The following is a 21,752-nucleotide window of genomic DNA, read 5'->3' on the forward strand; positions in this document are numbered from 1 at the left end:
GGCGGCTCATCGTGAAATTGAAAGGTGTACTTCTTCATGAACGAGTTCAACCTCGACGCTCGCGTGACCGTTTCCGCCGACCCGGCCGAGACGTCGCTCTCCCCGGCCGTCAGCGTCGCCTCGCGCGTCGTCATCCGCCAGACCATCAAGCGGACGATCGCGATGACGGCCGCGTGCGCCGCCGTCCGCACCAACGGCAAGTGCTGACCACACTGCCGATCGCGTCAGACCACGTCTGACCGCCACGGTGGGGTCCTGCGGCGCGAGCCGGGGGACCCCACCCCCCTCCACCGGAGCCTCGTAAAACCCGCCTCATGCACCCTGCCCCCCTCCTCCCGGCCGGCCTCGCCGCGCGGGCAGACGCCGTGGCCTCCCTGATCAGGGAGCGCCTGGACACTCCCGAACGGGCCGACGCGCACGCCGTACGAGCCGCAGGCCAGACCGACATGTCGTTCTGGACCGGCGCTTCCCTCAGCGAGGGGTACGCCGGGCTCGCCCTGCTCCACCTGCACACTGCGCGCGGCGCGCGGGACGAGACCGATCGGAAGCCGTCACTCGACCGGGCCTTCGCCTTCGTCCGTGCCGCCTTCTCCGCCACTCAGGAGAGTCCCCTCACCCACCCCGGGCTCTTCGACGGGATGGCCGGCCTCGCATTCGTGCTCCAGGACGTCTCCGTCGACGAACCGCGGTTCCTGCCCAGCCTCGCGAGGTTGCACGAGCAGCTTGCCCGGCACACGCTCGCCATGGAACTGCCCCGCCGGTCCGGCGCCGTGGCCGGCCACCACTTCGACCTCGTCTACGGAAGCGCGGGCGTCCTCGCCCAGCTCTGCGCCGCCCCTTCCACGACGCCACTCGTGGAGCAGGCCCTGGAGCGGTGCCTCGACCACCTCGTGTGGGTCGGCAACGAGCGTCGGTGGGCCGTCGGGGACCGCCTGTGCACCGGCATGTCCCACGGTGCCGCCGGTATCGCCGCAGCCCTCGCCGCGGCTTGGCGCCACGGCCATCGGCTGCCGGGGCAGCGGCTCGTCCTCGACCGGTTGGTCGAGTGGCTGCTGTGGGCCGGCACCGCGGAAGGACGCCGGCTCCAGTGGCCGAAGGAGCTTCCGTCGGACTCGCGCGTGGCACCGGGGGTGTTGCCGCCGCGCTGCTGGCCGTGGCCACCGCGACGGGCGACGAGGCCCTGAAGGCGCAGGCGTTCTCCGCCCTGGACGGGCTGCTCGAACGGGTCGCCGCCGGGGACGCACCCCGCTCGCCCACCGTGTGCCACGGGCTGGCAGGACTCGTCGCGCTCGCCCAGGAGTTCGCCGCCCACGGCAGCCCCGGGGCGGCCCGCGCCGTGCCCCGGCTCGTGGAGGACCTGCTCGACACCGCCGACCCGGACCGACCACTCGTCTACCGGGACCACGAGACCACCGGCCAGCTGGTCGACAACCCCGGCCTCCTCACCGGCGCGGCCGGCGTCGCCCTCACCCTGCGCGCCGTCGCCACCGGCGAGCGGCCCAGCTGGTGGAAGGTGCTCTTCCTCCAGTGACCGACAAGGACCCCACAGCTCTCATGCCGCGGTACGACGCCCTCGACTTCCACCTCCTGCGCGCACCGGCCCTGCCCGTCGACGTCTGGCGCGACGCGCTCGCCGACCCTGATCCCGCCCGCACCCACAGCCGGCTCGTCGCAATGGCCGACGACCCGCGCGTACGGCACGGGCTCGTCGCCGCCGGCAGCGGGCTGCTCGACGGACTCGCGAAGACCGACGGCATGGACGCCGGGGTCAAGGACGCGCGGCGGGTCCGATCCAGCGCCCTGCGCTACCTCACCCGCATGAGCACCCGCCCCACCCCCTTCGGAGCCTTCTCCGGCGTCGCCGTCGGCACGTTCGGCGACACCACCACCACCCGTCTCGGCGACACCGCCGTTGCCTCCGCCCGCGTCCGGACCGACATGGGGTGGCTGCTCGCCCTCGTCCAGCGGCTGGAAGGGGAACAGGAGGTACTCGAACAGCTCGACGTGGCCATGAACGCCCTCGCGTACCAGGTGGGCGACCGCCTCGTCCTGCCTTCGTGCGACGTACACGGCAACTTCGACCGGAGATCCGTCCGCGTACGGCACACCGCCGCGCTCGGCCACATCCAACGCCTCGCACCGGCAGGCTCGCCCGCCCCCTTCGCCGTGCTCGTGGACGAACTCACCGAGCGGTTCGCAGAGGTCGGCCCGGAGCGGATCTCCGCGTTCGTCACCGAGCTGGTCGGCCTCGGGCTGCTCGTCACGGACCTGCGCCCGCCCGTGTCCCAGCCCCGCCCCGAGACGCACGTCCTGGACAGGCTCACCGCGGCCGGGGTGGAACACCCGTCGGTCGCCGCCCTGCGCGAGATCGTCGAGCTGACGGCGCGGGCCGGCCACGAAGACACCGGCACGCTGGAGAAGCTGCGCCTGGCCCAGCGCGATCTGGTTCCCGGCCACCGGCACCAGCCCTTCCAGGTCGACTCCGCGCTCGGGCTCACCGGGACCGTGCTCAACCGCCGGGTCGCCGACGAGGTCGCCGACGCGGTCGGCTGTCTTGCACGGCTGAGCCAGGCCGCGCCCGGCGGGTACGACCACCTCTCCGCGTACCACCATGCGTTCATGGAGCGGTACGGCACGGACGCGCTCGTCCCGGTCCTCGAACTCCTCAGCCCCGAGCGCGGCCTGGACGCGCCCAACGGCTACTTCAATCCGCCCCGCGCGATGGTCATGAACCAGCCCGGCAGCGCGGGCGCCCCGCACACCGAGCGGGCCCTGGTCGCGCTCGTCGCCGATGCGTGGCGGCGCGGCCTGGAGGAGGTCGAGCTGAGCGACGAGGTGCTGGCGCGGCTCCTGCCCCCCGGTGACACAGGGGGCACGCGGCGCGTCTGCCCCGGCATCGACGCGTACGTACAGATCGCCGCCGACAGCGCCCAGGCCATCGACGACGGGAACTGGCGTGCCGTCCTCAACCACGACGGCCTCGGCGAGGGCGGTCGTACCTTCGGCCGGTTCTTCCACGTCCTCGACCCCTCCGCGACGGAACGCCTCCGTGACTACGCCCGCGCCCGCGAGGCACTGGAACCGGACGTCGCCGTCGCCGAGCTGGCCTACCTGCCCGGCAACGGGCGCGGTGCCAACGTGGCGATCCGGCCCACCGTCCACGACTACGAGATAGCCGTCAACGTCGCCCCGTCGGTCCCTGCGGACCAGGTCATCGACCTCGCCGACATCCTCGTCGGCGCCACCGACGACGCCTTTCGGCTCTTCTCGGCGCGCCTGGGCCGCGAGCTCGTCGTCGTCCAGAACCACATGCTCACTCCGCTCGGCGCGCCCAACGTGTGCCGGTTCCTGCTGGAGGTGTCGCGGGCCCGGTACACGACGCCGACCGTTTTCGGCTGGGGCCCCGTCGAGGGCGCTCCCCAGCTGCCTCGCGTGACCCGCGGCCGCGTCGTCGTGCGTGCCGCCGAGTGGAGCCTCTACCCGGCCGGGGCCGAGGCGCCCGCCGGCACCGGCCCCCTGCCCGTACCGCGCACCCCGGCCGACGTCGCCGACTGGCGCGGCACGTGGGGCGTCCCGCGCCACGTCTACCTGGCCGACGACGACAACCGGCTGATCCTGGACCTCGACCACCCGGTCTGCGTCGACGAGCTCCTGGCCGTGCTGCGCACCGCCACCGAGCGCGTCACGCTGCAGGAGGCCCTGCCCGGCCCGGACCGGCTCTGGCTGCGTGACGCGGCGGGACGCGGGCACCTGTCGGAGGTCGTCGTCCCGCTCATCGCCTCCCCCGCCGCCGCGCCGGCCCGCGAGGCCGCCGAGCCGCACGTACGGCGCAAGGCCGCCCCCGCAGCGCACCCCGCCCACCTTCCCGGCTCCGACTGGACGTACCTCAAGCTCTACGCCGCCCGCGACGTCCACGACGAGCTGGCCGCCGTCGAGCTGCCCGGCCTGCTGGAACGGATCCGGGAGACCGGCGCCGCACCCGACCGATGGTTCTACCTCCGGTACGCCGACCCGGACCCGCACCTGCGGATCAGGGTCCGTGCCGGCGCGCCCGCGCTGGAACCGATCCTGGGATGGGGGCGCGACCTCGTCCACCGCGGTCTGGCCGAGCGCACCGAACTCGCCACGTACCACCCCGAGATCAGCCGTTACGGCGGCCCCGCCGTGTACGACGACATCGAGGAGCTCTTCGCCGCGAACAGCGCCGTCTCCGCCGCGCTGCTGCGCATCCTGTGGGACAGGGCGCCCGGGCTCACGCCGGAAGCCGTCACCGTCGCCGCCGTCGACAGGCTGTACGCACAGTGGGGACTCGGCATCCGCGAGCGGCTGGACGCCATGCCCCGGCCGGCCGACGACAAGGAGGCCCGTGAGCGGTACCGCAAGGACCGCGACTACCTGTGCGAACTGCTCGAACCGTGGGACCGCCGCCCGCACCCCCTCGGCCGCGCGCACCACGACCTGCTGACGGTCGTCCTGGACCAGCAGGCCGACGCCGTACGCCGCGCCGCGCGTGCGGTCGCCGACGCCGAGACGGCCGGAACGCTGTGGGGCACCCGAGACGGCATCCTGGCGAGCCTTGCCCACATGCAGGTCAACCGGCTGCTGCCGATCGACCGGCCCACCGAGAACCGCTGCTACCTCGTGTGGGGCCACGTACTCAACTGTCTGCGGGGGAGGCCCCGTGACCACTGACGGATCCGTGGCCGGGGCCGTGCCGGAGGAACACCGGCGGCTCTCCCGCGACATGCGCTACTGGTGGCTCGTCCTGCGCACCTTCTGGGGACTCAGCTCCTTGCGGGTCACCGCACTCGCCCTGGCGACGTTCCTCACCGCCGCCGTACCGGCCGCCGGGGTCTGGCTGACGGCCGAAGCCGTACAGGCCGTCGCCGACGCGGTCGGCGGCGTGCCGGGAGCCATGGACCGGCTCACCCGCTCCGCGGGCGCGCTGGTGGCGGTGGCGGTGGCGGAACACATCCTGTCGTCCCTCGCCCAGTACCTGAGCGCGCTCCTCCACCTGGAGTTCTCGGCCAAGATCGGCGAGCAGGTGATGGTCAAGGGCACCCGTATGGATCTCAGTGCGTACGAGGATCCCGAATCGTACGACCGGCTACAGCGGGCCGTGCGGGAGAGCGGCGGAGGAACCGCCTTCGAGGTGTTCGAGGAGATGCTGCGCACGCTCACCTCGCTGGCCTCGCTGGTGATGGTCAGCTCGGTGCTGTTCTCCTGGAACACCTGGCTCGCGATCGCCATCGTGCTGGCCCCGCTGCCGGCCCTCGTGGCACACATCGTGTTCAGCAAGCAGGGCTACGCCATCGAGTACCACCGCGCCCAGGACCGCCGGCGTGCCTTCTACTACCAGGACCTGACGACGACGGACTCCTCCTACAAGGAGGTGAAGCTGTACGGCCTCGGCCCCTACTTCGTCGACCGCTACCGCGCCCTCGTGCGGGAGTTCTTCCACACCGACCGCCTCCTGGCACGCCGCCGGCACAGCTGGTCGGCGGTGCTCGGCCTGGTCAGCGTCGTGTGCTCGGCCGGAACGCTGGTGTTCGCGCTCAGATCGACCGCGTCGACCGGGCGGCTCGGCGAGCTGGCCGGCTACCTCCAGGCGCTGGGCGCGGTGCACGCCGCGGCGACCGGACTCCTGATCGGCGTCGCGACCCTCTACCAGAACACGCTCTTCACGGGGAACCTCTTCGACTACCTGTCGCTGCCCGAGGGCCGCATCACCGGCGGCACCCGTCCGTTCCCGTCGCGGCTCGCGCACGGCATCGAGTTCCAGGACGTCACCTTCCAGTACCCCGGAACCGAGATCACCGCCCTCGACCGCTTCAGCTGCTTCATCCCCGCCAACACCTGCTGCGCGATCGTCGGCGCGAACGGCGCGGGCAAGAGCACCGTCGTCAAGCTCCTCTCCCGCCTCTACGAGCCGACGAGCGGCCGCATCCTCATCGACGGCGTGCCGATCGAGGAGTACGACACCACGGACCTCCAGCGGAACATCGGCGTCGTCTTCCAGGACTTCGTCCGCTACGAGATGCCCGTCCGGCACAACATCGGATTCGGGCGCGTCGAGGAACTCGACGACACCGACCGCGTCCGCTCGGCCGCCGCGTCCAGCGGCGCCGACGCGTTCGTCGAGCAGCTCGACCACGCGTACGACACCGTGCTCGGACGGCACTTCGAGGGCGGTCACCAGCTGTCCGGCGGGCAGTGGCAGAAGATCGCCCTGGCCCGTGCCTTCCTGCGGGACGCGCCGATCGCGATCCTCGACGAACCGACCGCCGCGATCGACCCGGAGGCGGAGGCGGACATCTTCGGCCGGCTGCGCGCCATCTGCACCCAGGCCACGTCCCTGGTCGTCTCCCACCGGTTCTCGACCGTCCGCATCGCCGACAAGATCCTGGTGGTGGAAGGGGGTTCGCTCATCGAAGAGGGGACCCACGAGGAACTGATGGCGCTCGGCGGCACGTACGCCTACCTGTTCCGCCTCCAGGCCGACGCCTATCTCCGGGAGGACGCCGCATGACGACCGCCGACACGGAAGCACCCACGGCCCGGACCCCTCGGCTGTCCCTCATGTACCCGCTCATGGCCTACGACCTGGACCACCTCGCCGCCTTCGGCGTAGCCGTCCAGGACCTCTGCCTGGAACGTCTGTACATGGGCCAGTCGGTGCTCGTCGACACCCATCAGGCGTTCGCCCACCTCGCCGGGCGCGGCATCCGGGTGCCGGTCGGGACGAGCGTCGCCCTCACCGCGCTGCGCCACCCGCTGGACGCGGCCGTGCAGGCCAGATCGCTCGCTCTGCTGACCGGCACCGGGGTGGTGGCCGGGTTCGGCACCGGGGACCCGCAGTTCGTGTCCGCGCTGCGCGGCGAGCCGTACGAGAGCCCCCGCACGGCCGTCGCCGAGTACCTGACCGTCATGCGGAGCCTGCTGGACGGGGAGGCCGTGGACTTCCACGGGCGGTACGTGCGGCTCGGCGAAGGGCTCCAGTACGTCCCGCATCCGCCCGTGGCCCTGGGCGTCGGCGTACTGCGACAGCGCATGGCGTACACAGCGGGCCAGGTCGCCGACGTGGCCATCACGCTGCTGACACCGGACTCCCACCTGAAGGAGCAGATCGTGCCCGCCCTCGCGCAGGGCGCCGCCTCGCGGGACCGGGCTGCGCCACGCGTGACGTCGATCGTGCCGTGTGCGGTGCGCAGGCCCGGCCGGGATCCGCGGAAGCTGGCGTTCGCGGCGCATGAACTGCACCTGAGCGGCGAGCAGTACGCGGCGATGCTCCGGTCTGCGGGGCTGGACGTGGACGCCGCCGACCCGTGGGCCGGCGCGTGCGCGCTGGTCGACGGGGGCGTCTTCGCCTACGGCACACCGGAGGAGGTTGCGGACCGGCTCGCCCGTTACGGTGAGGCGGGGGCGACCGAGATCGCGCTGAGTTGTGCGGGGGTGCTGTTGACCGAAGGGCCCGAAGCGGCACTGGCCGACGTACGGGCCATCACCGAGGCGATGCGGGACCGGGCCACGGTCGGCGTCCGATGACCTTCCCCCGATTTACGAGCCGTCCGAACGGAGGAGCGAGCGAGTGCTGTTGCTGGAGTTTGCGGTGTATTCCTTGATGGATCTTGTGCTGTGGATAGGGGGTAAGGCTCTGGACCGGTCCCGTTCGGCGCGCCGAATCGCAGCGTTCGGGCGTGGTGAGCCGGTTACTCTGCGCTGCCGTTATCGAATGGGCCCGCAGGCCCCGGCGATGCTGCGCGGGAAAATCGCCCTGAGCCGATCGGGCGCCGTCCTGGAGCGGCCGGGTGCGAAGCCCCTCCAGCTCGCCGGACCGGTGACCGCCGCGACCGGCGGCGGCCGCGGGGGAACGGCGCTGACCTGCACCGTCGACCCAGCCGGCGACCCCAGCGGGAAGGCCGTTCTCCTCATCCTGACCTGGGACGCGCAGATGGTGCGACTCATCACGGAGACCGTTTCCGGCCCCGCCTGACCCGTGCCGCGGACCGGGCCCGAAACGATTCCCGGAGAACCCCTCGCCGCACACCCCGCACCGTCAAGTCCGCTGATCGATTGATAAGTTGATCAGTAATGCGGCCGAACGGGGAGGCTGCTGTAAGGGGGCGCGGTGATCCGCGTAATGATTGTCGACGACGAAATTCTGCTGCGGTCGTGTATGCAGCGCATTCTGGAGAGCGAGCCGGACATCGAAGTACCGCTCGCCTGCGACGGGCGAGATGCGCTCGAAGGGATCAACACCCATCGGCCCGATGTGGTGCTGCTCGACCTCCGAATGCCGGAAGTCGACGGGCTGGCCGTCCTCGACGGGATCGACAGATGCACGACGTCGCCCGCCGTCGCGGTACTGACGACGTATCTGACCGACGAGGAGATCACGGCCGCGCTGCGCTCCGGCGCGTCCGGCTTCCTGCTGAAGGACGCCACTCCCCAGGAACTCGCGCATGCGGTACGCGTGTTGGCTTCCGGCGGGACCGTGATGTCCTCGGCGGCGGCGCGCATCGTGGTCGACGGTTACCTCGGTAGCGGGCCGTGGCAGGACGAGCCGGACCAGCGCCTGGACTCGCTCACCGAGCGTGAGCGGCAGGTGTTGGACCTGCTGGCCGAGGGCCGCACCAACGCCGACATCGGCCGCCGGCTGATCATGAGCGCCTCGACGACCAAGGAGCACGTCAGCGCGATCCTGGCGAAGCTGGGGCTGGCCAACCGCGTGCAGGCCGCCGTCGTGGCACACCGCGCTGCGGCCGCCGAAGGCCGGAAGCGATCACTGGCCCTGGCCGGAACCCGCTGAGCGGCCGACGGCTCCGGCTCCACCCTGCTTCCTCGATCGTGCCTCCGGCACGCTGTTTGGAGTGAACCCCGCATGGCCCTTGGCAACGCGCTGTACGACCAGAAACTGGCGAGCGTGTACGACCGCATGTACCCGATCGACCACGACACCGACCAGGCCGTCGAGTTCGTCGCCGGCCTCACGCCGGCCGGCGGCACCATCCTCGAACTGGGGGTCGGCAACGGTCGGGTCGCCCTGCCCCTCGCCGAGCGCGGCTTCGGGGTGCACGGCATCGACGGCTCGGAGGCGATGCTCGCCGAACTGCGCAAGCGCGACGCACTGGGCGCGGTCACCACGCAGTTCGGCGACTTCACCGAGGAGGGGAGCGGGCGGGTCTTCGACACCGTCACGCTCGTGCTCAACACCTTCTTCGTCGCGATCACCAAGGAGCAGCAGCTCGGCTGCCTGAGGCTGGTGCGGGAACAGCTGGCGCCCGGGGGCCGGTTCGTCCTGGAGGCGTTCGACCCGGCCCCGTACCACCACGTGGAGAAGCCCGACTTCTCGATGCGCCATCTCGACGAGGGGGCCGTCATGCTCGACACACTGACCGTGGACCGGTCGCAGCAGCTGATGCTGTCCACGCACACCATCATCGACGGAGGAGTCCCGCAGACGCGGGAGCACCTGCTGCGCTACGCGTTCCCCTTCGAGATCGACCTGCTGGCCGAGCTGTCCGGCCTGCGGCTGGTCGAGCGCGCCGAGGACTGGGCGGGCACGCCGTACACCGCCGGCAGCCTGCGGCACGTGTCGGTGTACGAGCGCGATCCCGGTTCGCCCTGGGCTGCCGGGGCCAGCTAGTGCTGTGGCCGGAAAGGTCTGCCGGGTCGCGTCGTCCGGTGCGGTGCATCGCAAGGCGGAGGGCCGCGGCCCGTACTGGACGTACCGGCGCGGTCCGACAACGCGGCGAGGTGCCGTACCGGGCAGCGCGACCCGGTGGACCTTTCCGGTCACAGCACTAGCGGGTTACGGTCAGCTCGGTGGACGGGTACGCGGAGCCCACGAGCGGCAGCTCCGCCCGTACGGCGAATCCACCGTCGGGGGTCGGGCCCGCCCGCAGCGCCCCTTCGACGAGCGCGATGCGCTCCTCCAGTCCGATCAGGCCGTAGCCACTGGTGGGCGCGCCGAGCGCCGGGCCGGGTTGCCGCTGGGTGCTCGGCGGCTCGTTGCGGACCTCGACGACGAGGCTGTCCCCCTGGGCGGACGGGCCCACGGTGACGACGACGTGTGCGCCGGGGGCGTGTTTGCGGACGTTGGTCAGCGCCTCCTGGACGATGCGATAGGCGGTCCGCTCGACAAGCGGGACGCAGGTGCGGCCGGCGGGGAGGTCGAGGTTGAGGACCGCGTCCAGCCGGGCGTCCTTGACCAGGGTGTGCAGGTTGGCCAGGCGGGCAGGGTCGCCGACGTCGGCCCGTCGGCCCGCAGTGTGGCGCAGGACGCCAACGATGTCGCGGAGCTCCGCCATGGCGCTGGCGCTGTGGCGGCGCATTATTTCGGCGTCCTCGCGGACCGTGTCGTCCGGCGCGGTGCTCGACAGTGCTCCGGACTGGGCGGCGATGATACCGAGGTGGTACGAGACGGTGTCGTGCATCTCGCGGGCCATGCGCGTCCGCTCCTGGGCAACGGCCCGCTCGGCCTCCAGGCGGCGGCCGTACGCCTGTGACGCGGAGAGTTCGGCGAGGCGGGCCCGCAGCTCGGAGCGGGTCCGAGCCAGAATTCCCACGCCGGCAGGTCCGATGCTGAACATCAGGGCCACTTGGACGGCGACCAGATGGTCACCCCACGTCATGGACGAGGCGTCGACGGTGACGCCGGCCCACAGGCTCGCTCCGAACAGGGCTGACCCGGCACCCACGACGATGCGGCGTCGGACCGTACGGGAAGCCACTGTGAACATGGCGATCATGGGGGCCAGCCAGAGGTAGCCGGTGGCCATGGACGGGAGGGTGACCAGCAAGACCGTCACCGGGAACCTGCGACGCAGCAGGAGGACCAGAACTGCGGGCGTGCACACGAGCACGGACTCGGTGTCGAGGTAGCCCTGGAGGGGGAGCAGTTCCAGGGCAGCCACCGCGGTGACGAGTGCGTCGCCGGCGAGGTCCGTGCGGCGGCCTGGGACGGGCGGGCCGCCGGAAGCGGGCGGTGGAGCCGAAACGGGTTCGGGCATGGCTGTGCTCATGTGGTGGTTCCTTCCCCCGGTACCTCACAGATGTGGGCCGCTACGCCCTCTCGGCAGTATCTATGAACGGAAGTACGCGGGTATCACCGTGGTCGCCTGGTTTGACGGCCGAAGGTCCGAGTCCAGCCGTCGACTTCGGGGAGGTGCCCATGAGTCGGACCGTCATCGATCTGGACGACGAGCTGGTCGCCGACGTGGCGAAAGCACTGGGGACGAGCACCAAGAAGGAGACGGTCAACACCGCTCTGCGCGAGGTGCTGGAGAACCGGCGCCGCGCCCTCGCGCTCACCCGGCTCCGTGCCTCGGCCGAAGAGGGCGCCTTCGACCTGGAGCTGTTCGAGAACAAGCGGAACTACTGGCGGTGAACGCGGCGCAGTTCCTGATCGACACCAGCGCTCTCGCGCGCTTCATGCGCGGGGATGCGGAGCAGTACGGCTGGGACCAGGCGGCCGCCGCCGGCCTCATCGCCACGTGCCCCATCACCGAGCTGGAGTTCTTCTACAGCGCCCGGTCGGCAGCCGACCGGGCGCGCGGCACCGAGGACATGCGGCTGATCTTCGGCCGGGTTCCCGTCGACGACCGCGCCTACGACCGCGCCTGGCAGGTCCAGGAAGTCCTCACCAAACAGGGAAAGCACCGAAGCGCCGGTGCTGTCGACCTCGTCGTCGCCGCGACGGCCGAGCTTCAAGGGCTCACCCTCCTTCACCGCGACCACGACTTCGAGTGCATCGCGGCAGTGACGGGCCAACCCCTCCAGTGGTACGGCCCGGAGCCCGGCAAGTAGGCGCAGGGGACGCGCAACCTTTGGGTTGCACTCACTGTCCTGATGTGCAACTCTGAAGTTGCACCTGATGCGACGACGGAGGAGTCCCTGATGAGTGAGGACCGGATCGAGCGCGAGACCCTGATCGAGGCGCCGCTGGAGCGCGTGTGGTCGCTGGTGGCCGAACCCGGTTTCTGGGTGGCCGACGCGGCCGACGTGGCCGGCACCGTGGCCGAGGTCGGCGGGACGACGGTGGCCAGGAACCCCGAGTACGGGGACTTCCCGGTGCGCGTGGAGAAGGTCGAGCCGCCGACGTACCTGGCGTACCGCTGGGCGAGCGCGTTCCCCGGCGAGGAGCTGCGCGAGGACAACAGCACCCTCGTGGAGTTCACCCTGACCCAGGAGGGCGACAAGACGCGCCTGCGCGTCGTCGAGAGCGGGTTCGCGGCCCTGGCCGGCTCCGAGGAGCTGCGCCTCAAGGCCGTGGAGGACAACACCGGCGGCTGGCCCCAGGTCCTCGACGCGCTCAAGAAGCGCATCGAGCAGCCCGCCGCGTGACGGGCGCACCTCCCGGCGGGGCCGGCGCGATAGGCAGGGCCGCCGGGGCCGGCGGGACAGGCGCGGCGGTGGAGGGGGTCCTCGCCGCGCTCGCCGACCCGACGCGGCGTCAGCTGCTCGACCTGCTCGCCGCGCAGGGTGAGGCGACCGCGACGACCCTCGCCGAGCAGCTGCCCGTCTCGCGCCAGGCCGTGGTCAAGCACCTCGCCGTCCTGGACGCGGCCGGGCTGGTCTCCGGCGGCCGGGTCGGGCGCGAGGTGCGGTACGCGGTACGCCCCGACGCGCTGGACGCGACCGCCCGGTGGATGTCCGCGCTCGCGGCCGACTGGGACCGGCGGCTGGCGAGGATCAAGCGCATCGCCGAGGCCGCGGAAGCCGCAGAAGCCGCGGAAGCCGCGGAAGGGGACACCGGCCCCGGCCGGTGATCCCTTCCCCGTTCCGGCGCCGTGCGCACGGCCGCCGCCTTTCGGGAGACCAGCGCGTTCTGCTGCGTACGGCGTTACCGGCCCCGCGCGGAAGGACCGCCCCCTAAGCTGCGGGCGTGCCGTCGTACTCCATCGGGCAGGCCGCCGACCTGCTGTGCGTGAGCCCCGAGACCGTCCGCCGCTGGGCCGACGCGGGGCGGCTGCCCGCGCACCGCGCGCCGGAGGGGGCCCGGGCCGTCGACGGCGTGGCCCTCGCGGCCTTCGCCAAGGAACGGGCCGCCGGACTGCACCCGCTGCCCTCGAACGCCCCCGTGACCTCCGTACGCAACTCCTTCGCCGGGATCGTCACCGGCGTCCGGTTCGACGAGGTGGCGGCCCAGGTCGAGATCCAGTCGGGGCCGCACCGCGTGGTGTCCCTGGTGACCAGGGAGTCGGTCGAGGAGCTGGGCATCGCGGTCGGGGTGACCGTCACGGCCCGGGTGAAGTCCACCGAGGTCCACGTCGACCTGGGCTGAACGGGCCTGAGCCCTCTGCCGGAACTCGCCCGGACCGCCCGGACCTGCCCCGCCCCGCCCCGCCCGAAGGGCTACCGGCAGCGCAGCGCCGCGTACAGGTCCAGCTTGTGGTCGAGGCGGGACAGGTCGCGGCCCGTCAGGACCTGTACCCGCTCGATCCGGTAGTGCACCGTGTTCACGTGCAGGTGCAGGGCCTCCGCGGTGCGCGCCCACGAGCAGTTGTTGGCGAGGAAGACCTCCAGGGTCTCCCGCAGCATCCCGTCCCCGAGCGCCCCCAGCGTCCGCACCCCGAACACCGTCCGGACCTCCGCCGGCACCCCGGCCAGCAGCTCCGCCAGGGTGTCCAGTTCCTCGACCCCGCGCACCGGAACCGCCTCGTCCGCCGCCGTCAGCGCGAACCGGGCCTGGGTCAGCGAGGCCTTCAACTCCTCCGCCCCCGCCGCCGGCGCGCCCGCGCCCAGCCTCAGGTCCGCCTCCGGGCCGCCGCACGCCTGGAGCAGCGGCCACACCGGGCGGAGCCGGGCCGCCGCGTCGGTATCGGCACCGGAGGCCTCGTACAGCACCGCCGCCGAGCGGCCCACCGCGTACGGGACCCCGTCCAGGTGCCCCAGCGCCTCGGCCAGGGCGTCGCCCGAGGTCGCCGCCAGGACCCGGTACGGGCCGCCCGGGGGCAGCCCGGCCGCGCCCAGCGCCTCCTCCAGCGCGCCCGGCTCGGCCGGCTGCGCCCCCTCCAGCAGCCCGATCAGCTCCTGGCCCGCCGCCCGGGCCGCGGCCACCCGGCGCGCCTGCCCGTCGCGGTACTGGGCGAGGACCTGGGCGATCTCGTGCAGCACCCGCGGAGGGGCAGCGTCCGCGTCCGGCACGTACAGCTGCCAGGCGTCGTAGGCGGAGCTGTCGGCCTCGATGCGCAGCGCGAGCCCGCCGCGCGCGGGGGCGGACACCGCCCGCTGGGCCGGGATCGCGGGCGCGGACGGCGTACGGGCCACCGTGCGGCCGCTGGCGGTGAGCAGGTAGCCGCTGACCGGGCCCAGGTGCGCGCAGGCCCGGTCCAGCAGCTCGGCGGGCCCGGCCCCGCCCTCCACGAGCCGGCTGAGCTCGCCGCGCACGTTCTCGGGGAGAGCAAAAGTGCGGGTGGGACGGCGGCTCAGGTCGCCCCACTGGCGCAGGTACACGGCCTCGGTCACCGCCCGGAAGCTGGTGCTCGCCGGGACCGCCACGATCGGCACCCGGTGTGCGCGGCAGGCGGCGACGAGCTCGTCGGGCACCCGCCCGTGGGTCTCCTCGCCCGCCAGCAGCGCGGTGGCCCCGGCCTCGGCGAGGGCGGCGACGAAGTGCTCGGCCTTCGCCGCTTCGCCCTGCGCCCACCAGACGAGCCCGCTGAGGACGAGCTCCCCGGGTCCCAGGAAGCGGCCCGGGTCCTCCAGGTCGGTGGCGGTGACCCCGCTGATCTCCTGGCCGAGAAGGGCTTCCTCGCCCCAGAGCAGGGTGAGGCCGAGGCTGTCGGACCGGAGCAGGTCGAGGACGTGCATGAGGGACTCCTTGCGGTGGGTGGCAGCCCACATTCGCGAGGCGAATAAGAGGATCCTCATAGTAAATGCAAGGGGCAGCATCCGGCTGGGGTCCTGGTTGATCATCCAAGGCGATGGGTCCCGCCGCCCTCTGTTTCCGTGCCGGGGACCAGTCGTCGCGGCCCCGCTCCCGTTGCTTCACTGGCGAAAACGCATCTGCGACAAACGCATCTGCGCGGAAGGACCGGTGGCGCGAAGTGGACCTCAACACGGTGGTGGACGTGCGCGACGCGCGACGCCGCGAACCCTGGCGGCCGGGCGATGCCTGGCTCGGCGGCGGCACGTACCTCTTCTCCGAGCCGCAGCCGCACATCCGCCGCCTCGTCGACCTCTCCCGGATGGGCTGGCCGCCACTGTCCTGGCAGCCCGACGGCTCCCTCGACATCGCCGCGACCTGCACGATCACCGAGCTGTCGCGGTTCGCCCGGACCCTGCCGACCACCGCGGCCCCGCTCTTCGAGCAGTGCTGCCGGGCCTTCCTCGCCAGCTTCAAGATCTGGAACCTGGCCACGGTGGGCGGCAACCTCTGCAACGGCCTGCCCGCCGGGCCGATGATCTCCCTCAGCGCCGCCCTCGACGGAACCGTCCTCCTCCAGGGCCAGGACGGCGCCACCCGCCGCCTGCCGGTCGCCGAGTTCGTCCTCGGCGCCGGGGTCAAGGACCTGAAGGAGGGCGAGCTGCTCCGGTCGGTCCGGCTGCCCGCCCGCGCACTGGACTCCCGTACGGCCTTCCGGCAGGCCTCGCTCTACGGGCTCGGGCGCTCCGGCGCCCTCGTGATCGGCGCCCTCGACCTCGCGGACGGCTCCCTCACCGTCACCGTGACCGCCGCCACCACCCGCCCGTTCCGCTTCTGGTTCGCCCTGCCGCCCACCGCCGCGGCGCTGCGCGAGGCGATCGACTCCGCCGTCCGGCCCGACGAGTGGTTCGACGACATCCACGGTCTGCCCGCCTGGCGGCGCCACATGGCGCTGCGCCTGGCCGAGGAGATCCGCCGTGAACTCCGCCCGGAACCGGGCCCTTCGGAGGCATCCCGATGAGCTACGAGATCGAGATCAACAAGCGGCGCTTCGAGGACGAGCCCCGGGCCGGCCAGTGCCTGCGCACGTACCTGCGCGAACGCGGCTGGTTCGGCGTGAAGAAGGGCTGCGACCAGGGCGACTGCGGGGCCTGCACGGTCCACGTCGACGGCCGCCCCGTGCACAGCTGCCTCTATCCGGCCGTCCGCGCCGAGGGCCGCTCCGTCACCACCGTCGAGGGGCTCTGCTCGCCCGGCGGCGAACTCCACCCGGCCCAGCAGCAGTTCCTCGACGCCCAGGGCTTCCAGTGCGGCTTCTGCACGGCGGGCTTCCTGATGACCACCGCCGCCCTCCAGGCCGAGCAGGGCACCGCCGACGACGACGGCAAGCTGGCGGACCTCCCGCGCGCCTTCAAGGGCAACATCTGCCGCTGTACGGGCTACCGCGCCATCGAGGACGCGGTGCACGGGGTCAAGCACACCGAGTCCCCCGAGGCCGGGCAGGCCGTCGGCAAGTCCCTGGGCGCCCCCGCAGGCCCCCAGGTGGTCACCGGCACCGCCCGCTACACCTTCGACGTGGAGGTGCCCGGGCTGCTCCACATGAAGCTGCTGCGCTCCCCGCACCCGCACGCCCGGATCGTCTCCATCGACACCGCCGAGGCCCTCCGGGTGCCGGGCGTGCACGCCGTCCTCACCCACCACGACGCCCCCGAGCGGCTGTACTCCTCCGCCCGGCACGAGCACCCCACCGAGGACCCGATGGACACCCGCGTCCTGGACGACGTGGTCCGCTTCGTCGGCCAGCGCGTGGCGGCCGTGGTCGCCGACAGCGAGCAGGCCGCCGAGGAGGGGTGCCGGCGCGTGGTCGTCACGTACGAGGAACTCCCGTACGTCATCGATCCGGAGGAGGCCATGCTTCCGGGCGCCCCCGTCCTCCACCCCAAGGGGCCCGAGTCGGGGATCTTCCGCGCTGAGAACAACGTGTGCGGCGAGGTCCACAACACCCTCGGCGACATGGAGAAGGGGTACGCGGAGGCGGACGTCGTCCACGAGGAGACGTTCCGGACCCAGCGCGTGCAGCACGCCAGCCTGGAGACCCACGGCAGCCTCGCGTACTTCGAGCACAAGGAGGACGGCGACGGCGAACGCATCACCGTCCGCTCCTCCACCCAGGCGCCGTTCCTGACCCGGCGGGCGCTGTGTGCCCTCTACGACCTGGGGGAGGACGAGGTCCGCGTCGTCGCGGGCCGCGTGGGCGGCGGGTTCGGTGGCAAGCAGGAAATGCTCACCGAGGACATCGTGGTCCTCGCCGCCCTGAAGCTGCGGCGCCCGGTGAAACTCGAATTCACCCGGGCCGAGCAGTTCTACGGTGCCACCACCCGCCACCCCTTCAAGATCACCATCAAGATCGGTGCCAAGGCCGACGGCACCCTCACCGCGCTGCGCATCCGCGTGCTCTCCAACACCGGCGCCTACGGCAACCACGGCCCGGCGGTCATGTTCCACAGCGTCGGCGAGTCCTTCGCCGTCTACAAGGCGCCGAACAAGCAGGTGGAGGCGTACTCCGTCTACACCAACTGCGTGCCGGCGGGCGCCTTCCGCGGCTACGGCCTGGGCCAGGTCCTCTTCGCCCTCGAATCGGTGATGGACGAGCTCGCCATCCGGCTCGGTATGGACCCGCTCGCCCTGCGCGAGAAGAACGTCATCGGCCCCGGCGACCACATGGTGACCCCCATCGGCCACGAGGAGGACCTCTTCATCGCCTCGTACGGGATGAACCAGTGCATGGACGTCGTCCGCAAGGCCATCGCCGAGGACCGCAGCCACGAGGACGTCCCCGAGGGCTGGCTCACCGGGACGGGCACGGCGGTCGCGATGATCGCGACCGGACCGCCGGGCGGCCACTTCGCCGACGCGCGGGTCAGCCTGCTGCGCGACGGCACGTACGACATCGCGGTGGGCACGGCCGAGTTCGGCAACGGCACCACCACCGTCCACAAGCAGATCACCGCCGGGGCCCTGAACACCACCGTCGACCGCATCGCCGTCCGCCAGTCCGACACCGACGTCGTCCGGCACGACACCGGCGCCTTCGGCTCGGCCGGCACGGTGGTGGCGGGCAAGGCGGTCATGCTGGCCGCGGGCTCTCTCGCAGAGCGCCTCCAGACCTTCGCCGCCCGGCACACGGGCGTGGCCCGGCACCTGTGCAAACTCCAGGCGGAGGCCTTCGACTGCGCGGGCCGCACCGTCACCCTCAAGGAGCTGTACGAGGCCGCGTACGACAAGGGCGAGCTCGACGAGATCGCGGCGGACGGCCACTGGGGCGGCTCCCCGCGCTCGGTGGCCTTCAACGCCCAGTGGTTCCGCATCGCCGTGGACCCGGAGACGGGGGAGATGAAGATCCTGCGCAGCGTGCACGCGGCGGACGCGGGCAAGGTCATGAACCCGATGCAGTGCCGCGGCCAGGTGGAGGGCGGAGTCGCCCAGGCCCTCGGCGCGACCCTCTTCGAGACGGTACGGGTGGACGAGCGCGGGGAGGTCACCACGGCCGCATTCCGCCGCTACCGGCTGCCGCAGTACGCGGACGTCCCGCGCACCGAGGTCCACTTCATGGAGACCTCCGACGCCATCGGCCCGCTCGGCGCCAAGTCCATGTCCGAGAGCCCCTTCAACCCGGTGGCCCCGGCCTTCGCGAACGCGTTGCGGGACGCAACGGGGATCCGCTTCACCGAGTTGCCGGTGACACGCGACATCGTGTGGCAGAAGATGCAAGAGGAAAACACCAAACGAAGCCACACCTGCTAGTCGTAGCAACCCATCAACCTTGCAGATGAGGTTCCGGAATGTACGCTGCCGGGCATGACGTACGCATGGCCAAACTCTTGCTGCACGGAGACCTGGACCACCCGGCGACCCTGAGCGTCGCGGACCTGCGGGAATGGACACAGCACCGGACCGCGGTGACCTTCGACTGCGCGACGAACGGCCCGCAACGCCACGTCTTCGAAGGCCCGTTGCTCCGGGACGTGGTCACGGACGCCGGCCCCGCCTTCGACGCGCGGCGGCGCAAGGACCGCAGCCGCTTCCTGCTCGCGATCAGCGGCGGGGACGGGCACCACACCGTCCTGTCCTGGGCCGAGTTGGACGCCGACTTCGCCGGCAGCCCCGTCCTGCTGGCCACCCGGCTCGACGGGGAGGAGCTCGACGAGGCGGGCAGCCAGCTGGTGGTCCCGACGGACCGGTGCGGGGCGCGCTACGTCAGCGCGGTCACCCACGTGTGGTTCGGCGCCCTGTCGGCGCCGGGGCTCGGCTGCTGAACCGGACCGGGGAACAGCGGCCGCCCGCGGTCAGACGGCCTGGAGCGAGATCTCCGTCGACTTGATCAGCGCCACGACGGAGGAACCGGCGGCCAGGCCGAGCGCCTCGACCGCGTCCTTGGTGATGGCAGCGGTCAGCCCGCCGCCGTTCACGTCCACCTTCACGGAGGCCATCGCGCCGCCCGCGGCGACCTCGGCGACCGTCCCGGGGATCTGGTTGCGGATGGACAGGCCCTCGACCGGGCCGGTGGCCAGGGCCACCTCGGTGGCCTTGACGAGCGCGTTGACCGAGGATCCCGCGGCGATGCCGAGGTCCTTGACGGCTTCGGTGGTGACGGCGGCGGTGATCTCCTGGCCGCCGACCAGACGCACCCTCACCGCCGTCATGGCCTCACCGGAGGTGACTGTGGTGACGGTTCCGGCGATCTGATTGCGGATGCTCAGGCTCATGAGTGCTTCGACCTCTGCTCGTGCGTGTACGGGGGCATGCGCGCGGCCCGGCCGGACCGCACAAGATCGACGCTATGCGGCTTCTCTCTGACCTTCGGTCAGCCCCTCGCACCCGCCACCCGCAACCACGCGTGCGGCTCGCGGGTGCGGTGCAACCGCACCGACCGGGCCGCCCCGGGCCGGGGATCACGCGTCCGACATCTGCGGCATCTCGCCGACCGTCGTGGACAGGTCGATCACCGCGAAGGCCGCGCCCTGCTGGTCCGTGAGGGCGGCGAACCGGCCGAAGGGGCTGTCCATCGGCCCGAAGTGGAGCGTTCCGCCGAGCTTGCGGGCCTTGGCGACCGCCTCGTCGCAGTCGGGGACCGAGAAGTAGATCTGGATGTAGGAGGGGACCTCCGGCGGGAACTCCTCGCCCATCTTCATCCGGCCCAGCACCGCGTTCTCCTTGCCGCCCAGGCTGAAGACCTTGAAGTCCATGCCGGCCGCTTCGGGGTCGTCGCCCATGTCCATCTGCTGGGTCTCGTACGGAAAGACCTTCGCCAGGAAGCCGTCCGCCTTCGCCGGCTCGCGCGTGAAGACCTCGGCCCACGCGTACGCGCCCGGCTCGCCCACCTTCTCGAAACCCTTGTGGTCACCCGGCTGCCAGACCCCGAACACCGCGCCGCTCGGCTCCTTCGCGATCGCCATGGAGCCGAAGGTGCCGATCTGCATCGGCCCCATCAGCACGCCCCCGCCCGCCGTCTTGACCTTCTCGGCGGTGGCCTCCGCGTCGCGCGAGGCGAAGTACAGGCACCACTGCGAGGGAGCATCGGCTCCCGGCATCGGCGGGGCCACTGCCGCCACGGCCTTGCCGTCGGAGTAGGCCTGCGTGTAGTTGCCGAACTCGGTGGCGGCCTCCCCGAAGGTCCAGCCGAGAACCTCGGCGTAGAAGGTCTTCGCACCCTCCACATCGGTGAACATCGCGTCCACCCAGCAAGGGGCGCCTTCTGTGAACTCAGCCATGATCGATCGACTCCTGTGTCGTGTGGCATGCCTGCACTGCCTGCTCGTACTCACGCTAGGCGCGCGGCGCGGCGACCGCGCGGCGACCACGCACGGGAGGGACGCTGGAGCCATGGACAAGGACATCACCATCCGGCTGGCCATGCAGCCGGAGGCCGACGAGCTCCTCGGCCGGAGCCCGCTCGCCGCGCTCGTCGGCATGCTGCTCGACCAGCAGGTCCCGATGGAATGGGCCTTCTCCGGGCCCTACACGATCGCCCAGCGGCTCGGCTCGGACGACCTGGACGCGCACGCCGTCGCCGCGTACGACCCGGAGGCCTTCGCCGCGCTGCTCTCGGCGAAGCCCGCCGTCCACCGGTACCCGGGGTCGATGGCGAAGCGGATCCAGCAGCTGTGCGCGTACCTGGTGGAGCACTACGACGGAGACGCCGCGGCCGTGTGGGCCGACGCCGCGACGGGCGAGGAGCTGCTGAAGCGCCTCAAGGAACTGCCGGGCTTCGGGGAGCAGAAGGCACAGATCTTCCTCGCCCTGCTGGGCAAGCGGTTCGGCGTGCGCCCGAAGGGCTGGCGGGAGGCCGCGGGCGGGTACGGGCCGGCGAACGTCTACCGCTCGGCGGCCGACATCACCGGTCCGGAGTCCCTGGCGAAGGTCCGGGCGCACAAGCAGGAGATGAAGGCCGCGGCCAAGGCCGCCAAGGCCTCGGGCGGGTCGTAGGTCCGGGTCGGTCCGGCCTGACCGACCCGGCTCGCCGCTACGGGGTGTCCGCGGTGGGCCAAGCGGTCGGCGGCGCGCCGCCCGCGGCTCCCGACCGGCAGCACCCCGGTGGCCGCCGCCAGCCCGTAGGGCGGCATGTCCGCGTAGACGGACTCGTACGAGCCCTCGGGCACGACGTACGCCTCGTGCCACAGGCCCACGTGTCCGCGCACCTTGCCCGCGCGCTCCTTGCGGTCGATGATCGTCCAGACCCGGTGGTGGAACATGTCGGGTGCCTTGGCGTAGGCGTAGAGCTTCTCCGCCGGGCTGTTGCCCGCCGGCCGAAGGGTCAGCGCGACCACCGCCGAGTACGACGAGGGCCATCTGCGGCGGCTGCGGCTGGTGCGCGCGATGATCC

General features: G+C 72.0%; 22 protein-coding genes and 1 pseudogene. 18 read left to right on the forward strand and 5 right to left on the reverse strand.

Annotated elements, in window-relative coordinates:
* Nucleotides 1-36: 36 nt before the first annotated feature.
* From OG447_RS06360 to OG447_RS06400, 9 genes are all read left to right on the forward strand, one after another.
* Nucleotides 37-207 carry a hypothetical protein gene (locus OG447_RS06360; RefSeq protein WP_266935424.1) on the forward strand — a complete coding sequence of 57 codons (171 nt, stop codon included), beginning with the start codon at nt 37-39 and terminating at the stop codon, nt 205-207.
* 107 nt (nt 208-314) lie between these two features.
* Nucleotides 315-1,184, forward strand: coding sequence for a lanthionine synthetase LanC family protein (locus tag OG447_RS06365; protein WP_266935426.1), 870 nt, complete (start codon nt 315-317; stop codon nt 1,182-1,184).
* Nucleotides 1,154-1,531, forward strand: coding sequence for a lanthionine synthetase LanC family protein (locus OG447_RS06370; RefSeq protein WP_266935427.1), 378 nt, complete (start codon nt 1,154-1,156; stop codon nt 1,529-1,531). The genes OG447_RS06365 and OG447_RS06370 overlap by 31 nt, the downstream gene beginning before the upstream one ends.
* Nucleotides 1,528-4,692, forward strand: coding sequence for a lantibiotic dehydratase (locus OG447_RS06375; protein WP_266935428.1), 3,165 nt, complete (start codon nt 1,528-1,530; stop codon nt 4,690-4,692). Before OG447_RS06370 ends, OG447_RS06375 begins: the two co-directional genes overlap by 4 nt.
* Nucleotides 4,682-6,529: an ABC transporter ATP-binding protein gene (locus OG447_RS06380; protein WP_266935429.1), complete on the forward strand. Its 1,848-nt coding sequence runs from the start codon at nt 4,682-4,684 to the stop codon at nt 6,527-6,529. Before OG447_RS06375 ends, OG447_RS06380 begins: the two co-directional genes overlap by 11 nt.
* The gene (locus OG447_RS06385) at nt 6,526-7,545 is read left to right on the forward strand and encodes an LLM class flavin-dependent oxidoreductase (RefSeq protein WP_266935430.1); all 1,020 of its coding nucleotides are present in this window, start codon (nt 6,526-6,528) and stop codon (nt 7,543-7,545) included. Before OG447_RS06380 ends, OG447_RS06385 begins: the two co-directional genes overlap by 4 nt.
* A 43-nt stretch (nt 7,546-7,588) precedes the next feature.
* Nucleotides 7,589-7,993, forward strand: a complete 405-nt coding sequence (locus tag OG447_RS06390) for a hypothetical protein (protein WP_266935432.1) — start codon at nt 7,589-7,591, stop codon at nt 7,991-7,993.
* 135 nt (nt 7,994-8,128) lie between these two features.
* Nucleotides 8,129-8,809: a response regulator transcription factor gene (locus OG447_RS06395; RefSeq protein ID WP_266935434.1), complete on the forward strand. Its 681-nt coding sequence runs from the start codon at nt 8,129-8,131 to the stop codon at nt 8,807-8,809.
* Between the two features lie 72 nt (nt 8,810-8,881).
* Nucleotides 8,882-9,646 carry a bifunctional 2-polyprenyl-6-hydroxyphenol methylase/3-demethylubiquinol 3-O-methyltransferase UbiG gene (locus tag OG447_RS06400; RefSeq protein ID WP_266935435.1) on the forward strand — a complete coding sequence of 255 codons (765 nt, stop codon included), beginning with the start codon at nt 8,882-8,884 and terminating at the stop codon, nt 9,644-9,646.
* Between the two features lie 157 nt (nt 9,647-9,803).
* Here the strand turns inward: OG447_RS06400 and OG447_RS06405 are convergent, their stop codons facing one another.
* Entirely contained in the window at nt 9,804-11,024 is a 1,221-nt protein-coding gene (locus OG447_RS06405; RefSeq protein ID WP_266935437.1) for a sensor histidine kinase, read from the reverse strand.
* Nucleotides 11,025-11,173: 149 nt separating this feature from the next.
* Between OG447_RS06405 and OG447_RS06410 the strand changes: the two genes are divergently transcribed.
* From OG447_RS06410 to OG447_RS06430, 5 genes are all read left to right on the forward strand, one after another.
* Nucleotides 11,174-11,389 (forward strand): type II toxin-antitoxin system VapB family antitoxin, encoded by a 216-nt coding sequence (locus tag OG447_RS06410; RefSeq protein ID WP_266935439.1) that lies wholly within the window; start codon nt 11,174-11,176, stop codon nt 11,387-11,389.
* The gene (locus OG447_RS06415) at nt 11,386-11,808 is read left to right on the forward strand and encodes a PIN domain nuclease (RefSeq protein WP_266935440.1); all 423 of its coding nucleotides are present in this window, start codon (nt 11,386-11,388) and stop codon (nt 11,806-11,808) included. Before OG447_RS06410 ends, OG447_RS06415 begins: the two co-directional genes overlap by 4 nt.
* A 90-nt stretch (nt 11,809-11,898) precedes the next feature.
* Entirely contained in the window at nt 11,899-12,345 is a 447-nt protein-coding gene (locus tag OG447_RS06420) for an SRPBCC domain-containing protein (RefSeq protein ID WP_266935441.1), read from the forward strand.
* Nucleotides 12,346-12,413: 68 nt separating this feature from the next.
* A complete protein-coding gene (locus OG447_RS06425; RefSeq protein WP_266938777.1) occupies nt 12,414-12,770 on the forward strand; it encodes a helix-turn-helix transcriptional regulator in 357 nt (118 codons plus the stop codon).
* A 116-nt stretch (nt 12,771-12,886) separates the two neighbouring features.
* Entirely contained in the window at nt 12,887-13,285 is a 399-nt protein-coding gene (locus OG447_RS06430; RefSeq protein WP_266935442.1) for a molybdopterin-binding protein, read from the forward strand.
* 71 nt (nt 13,286-13,356) lie between these two features.
* Here the strand turns inward: OG447_RS06430 and OG447_RS06435 are convergent, their stop codons facing one another.
* Entirely contained in the window at nt 13,357-14,814 is a 1,458-nt protein-coding gene (locus OG447_RS06435) for a PucR family transcriptional regulator (RefSeq protein ID WP_266935443.1), read from the reverse strand.
* Nucleotides 14,815-15,050: 236 nt separating this feature from the next.
* Here OG447_RS06435 and OG447_RS06440 point away from each other — a divergent pair, with 236 nt between their 5' ends.
* From OG447_RS06440 to OG447_RS06450, 3 genes are all read left to right on the forward strand, one after another.
* A complete protein-coding gene (locus OG447_RS06440; protein WP_266935444.1) occupies nt 15,051-15,890 on the forward strand; it encodes a xanthine dehydrogenase family protein subunit M in 840 nt (279 codons plus the stop codon).
* Nucleotides 15,887-18,673 (forward strand): molybdopterin-dependent oxidoreductase, encoded by a 2,787-nt coding sequence (locus tag OG447_RS06445; RefSeq protein ID WP_266935445.1) that lies wholly within the window; start codon nt 15,887-15,889, stop codon nt 18,671-18,673. Before OG447_RS06440 ends, OG447_RS06445 begins: the two co-directional genes overlap by 4 nt.
* A gap of 65 nt (nt 18,674-18,738) precedes the next feature.
* Entirely contained in the window at nt 18,739-19,185 is a 447-nt protein-coding gene (locus OG447_RS06450; protein ID WP_266935446.1) for a molybdopterin-dependent oxidoreductase, read from the forward strand.
* A 30-nt stretch (nt 19,186-19,215) separates the two neighbouring features.
* On the opposite strand, the gene OG447_RS06455 is transcribed toward OG447_RS06450, so the two are convergent.
* The gene (locus OG447_RS06455) at nt 19,216-19,635 is read right to left on the reverse strand and encodes a molybdopterin-binding protein (RefSeq protein WP_266935448.1); all 420 of its coding nucleotides are present in this window, start codon (nt 19,633-19,635) and stop codon (nt 19,216-19,218) included.
* A 186-nt stretch (nt 19,636-19,821) separates the two neighbouring features.
* Nucleotides 19,822-20,640, reverse strand: coding sequence for a VOC family protein (locus OG447_RS06460; RefSeq protein WP_266935449.1), 819 nt, complete (start codon nt 20,638-20,640; stop codon nt 19,822-19,824).
* A 112-nt stretch (nt 20,641-20,752) separates the two neighbouring features.
* Here OG447_RS06460 and OG447_RS06465 point away from each other — a divergent pair, with 112 nt between their 5' ends.
* Nucleotides 20,753-21,355, forward strand: a complete 603-nt coding sequence (locus OG447_RS06465; protein ID WP_266935451.1) for an HhH-GPD-type base excision DNA repair protein — start codon at nt 20,753-20,755, stop codon at nt 21,353-21,355.
* 50 nt (nt 21,356-21,405) lie between these two features.
* Here OG447_RS06465 and OG447_RS06470 read toward each other — a convergent pair.
* A pseudogene (locus OG447_RS06470) lies at nt 21,406-21,654 on the reverse strand (DUF4188 domain-containing protein); the annotation flags it as partial.
* Nucleotides 21,655-21,752: the final 98 nt, after the last annotated feature.

The organism is Streptomyces sp. NBC_01408 (assembly GCF_026340255.1).
Taxonomy (GTDB): domain Bacteria; phylum Actinomycetota; class Actinomycetes; order Streptomycetales; family Streptomycetaceae; genus Streptomyces.

Bases quoted from the DNA above. Each gene is read 5' to 3' on its own strand.
- OG447_RS06360 (WP_266935424.1), top strand. From the start codon at position 37: ATGAACGAGTTCAACCTCGACGCTCGCGTGACCGTTTCCGCCGACCCG.
- OG447_RS06365 (WP_266935426.1), top strand. From the start codon at position 315: ATGCACCCTGCCCCCCTCCTCCCGGCCGGCCTCGCCGCGCGGGCAGAC.
- OG447_RS06385 (WP_266935430.1), top strand. From the start codon at position 6,526: ATGACGACCGCCGACACGGAAGCACCCACGGCCCGGACCCCTCGGCTG.
- OG447_RS06400 (WP_266935435.1), top strand. From the start codon at position 8,882: ATGGCCCTTGGCAACGCGCTGTACGACCAGAAACTGGCGAGCGTGTAC.
- OG447_RS06405 (WP_266935437.1), bottom strand. From the start codon at position 11,024: ATGAGCACAGCCATGCCCGAACCCGTTTCGGCTCCACCGCCCGCTTCC.
- OG447_RS06410 (WP_266935439.1), top strand. From the start codon at position 11,174: ATGAGTCGGACCGTCATCGATCTGGACGACGAGCTGGTCGCCGACGTG.
- OG447_RS06420 (WP_266935441.1), top strand. From the start codon at position 11,899: ATGAGTGAGGACCGGATCGAGCGCGAGACCCTGATCGAGGCGCCGCTG.
- OG447_RS06435 (WP_266935443.1), bottom strand. From the start codon at position 14,814: ATGCACGTCCTCGACCTGCTCCGGTCCGACAGCCTCGGCCTCACCCTG.
- OG447_RS06445 (WP_266935445.1), top strand. From the start codon at position 15,887: ATGAGCTACGAGATCGAGATCAACAAGCGGCGCTTCGAGGACGAGCCC.
- OG447_RS06450 (WP_266935446.1), top strand. From the start codon at position 18,739: ATGGCCAAACTCTTGCTGCACGGAGACCTGGACCACCCGGCGACCCTG.
- OG447_RS06455 (WP_266935448.1), bottom strand. From the start codon at position 19,635: ATGAGCCTGAGCATCCGCAATCAGATCGCCGGAACCGTCACCACAGTC.
- OG447_RS06460 (WP_266935449.1), bottom strand. From the start codon at position 20,640: ATGGCTGAGTTCACAGAAGGCGCCCCTTGCTGGGTGGACGCGATGTTC.
- OG447_RS06465 (WP_266935451.1), top strand. From the start codon at position 20,753: ATGGACAAGGACATCACCATCCGGCTGGCCATGCAGCCGGAGGCCGAC.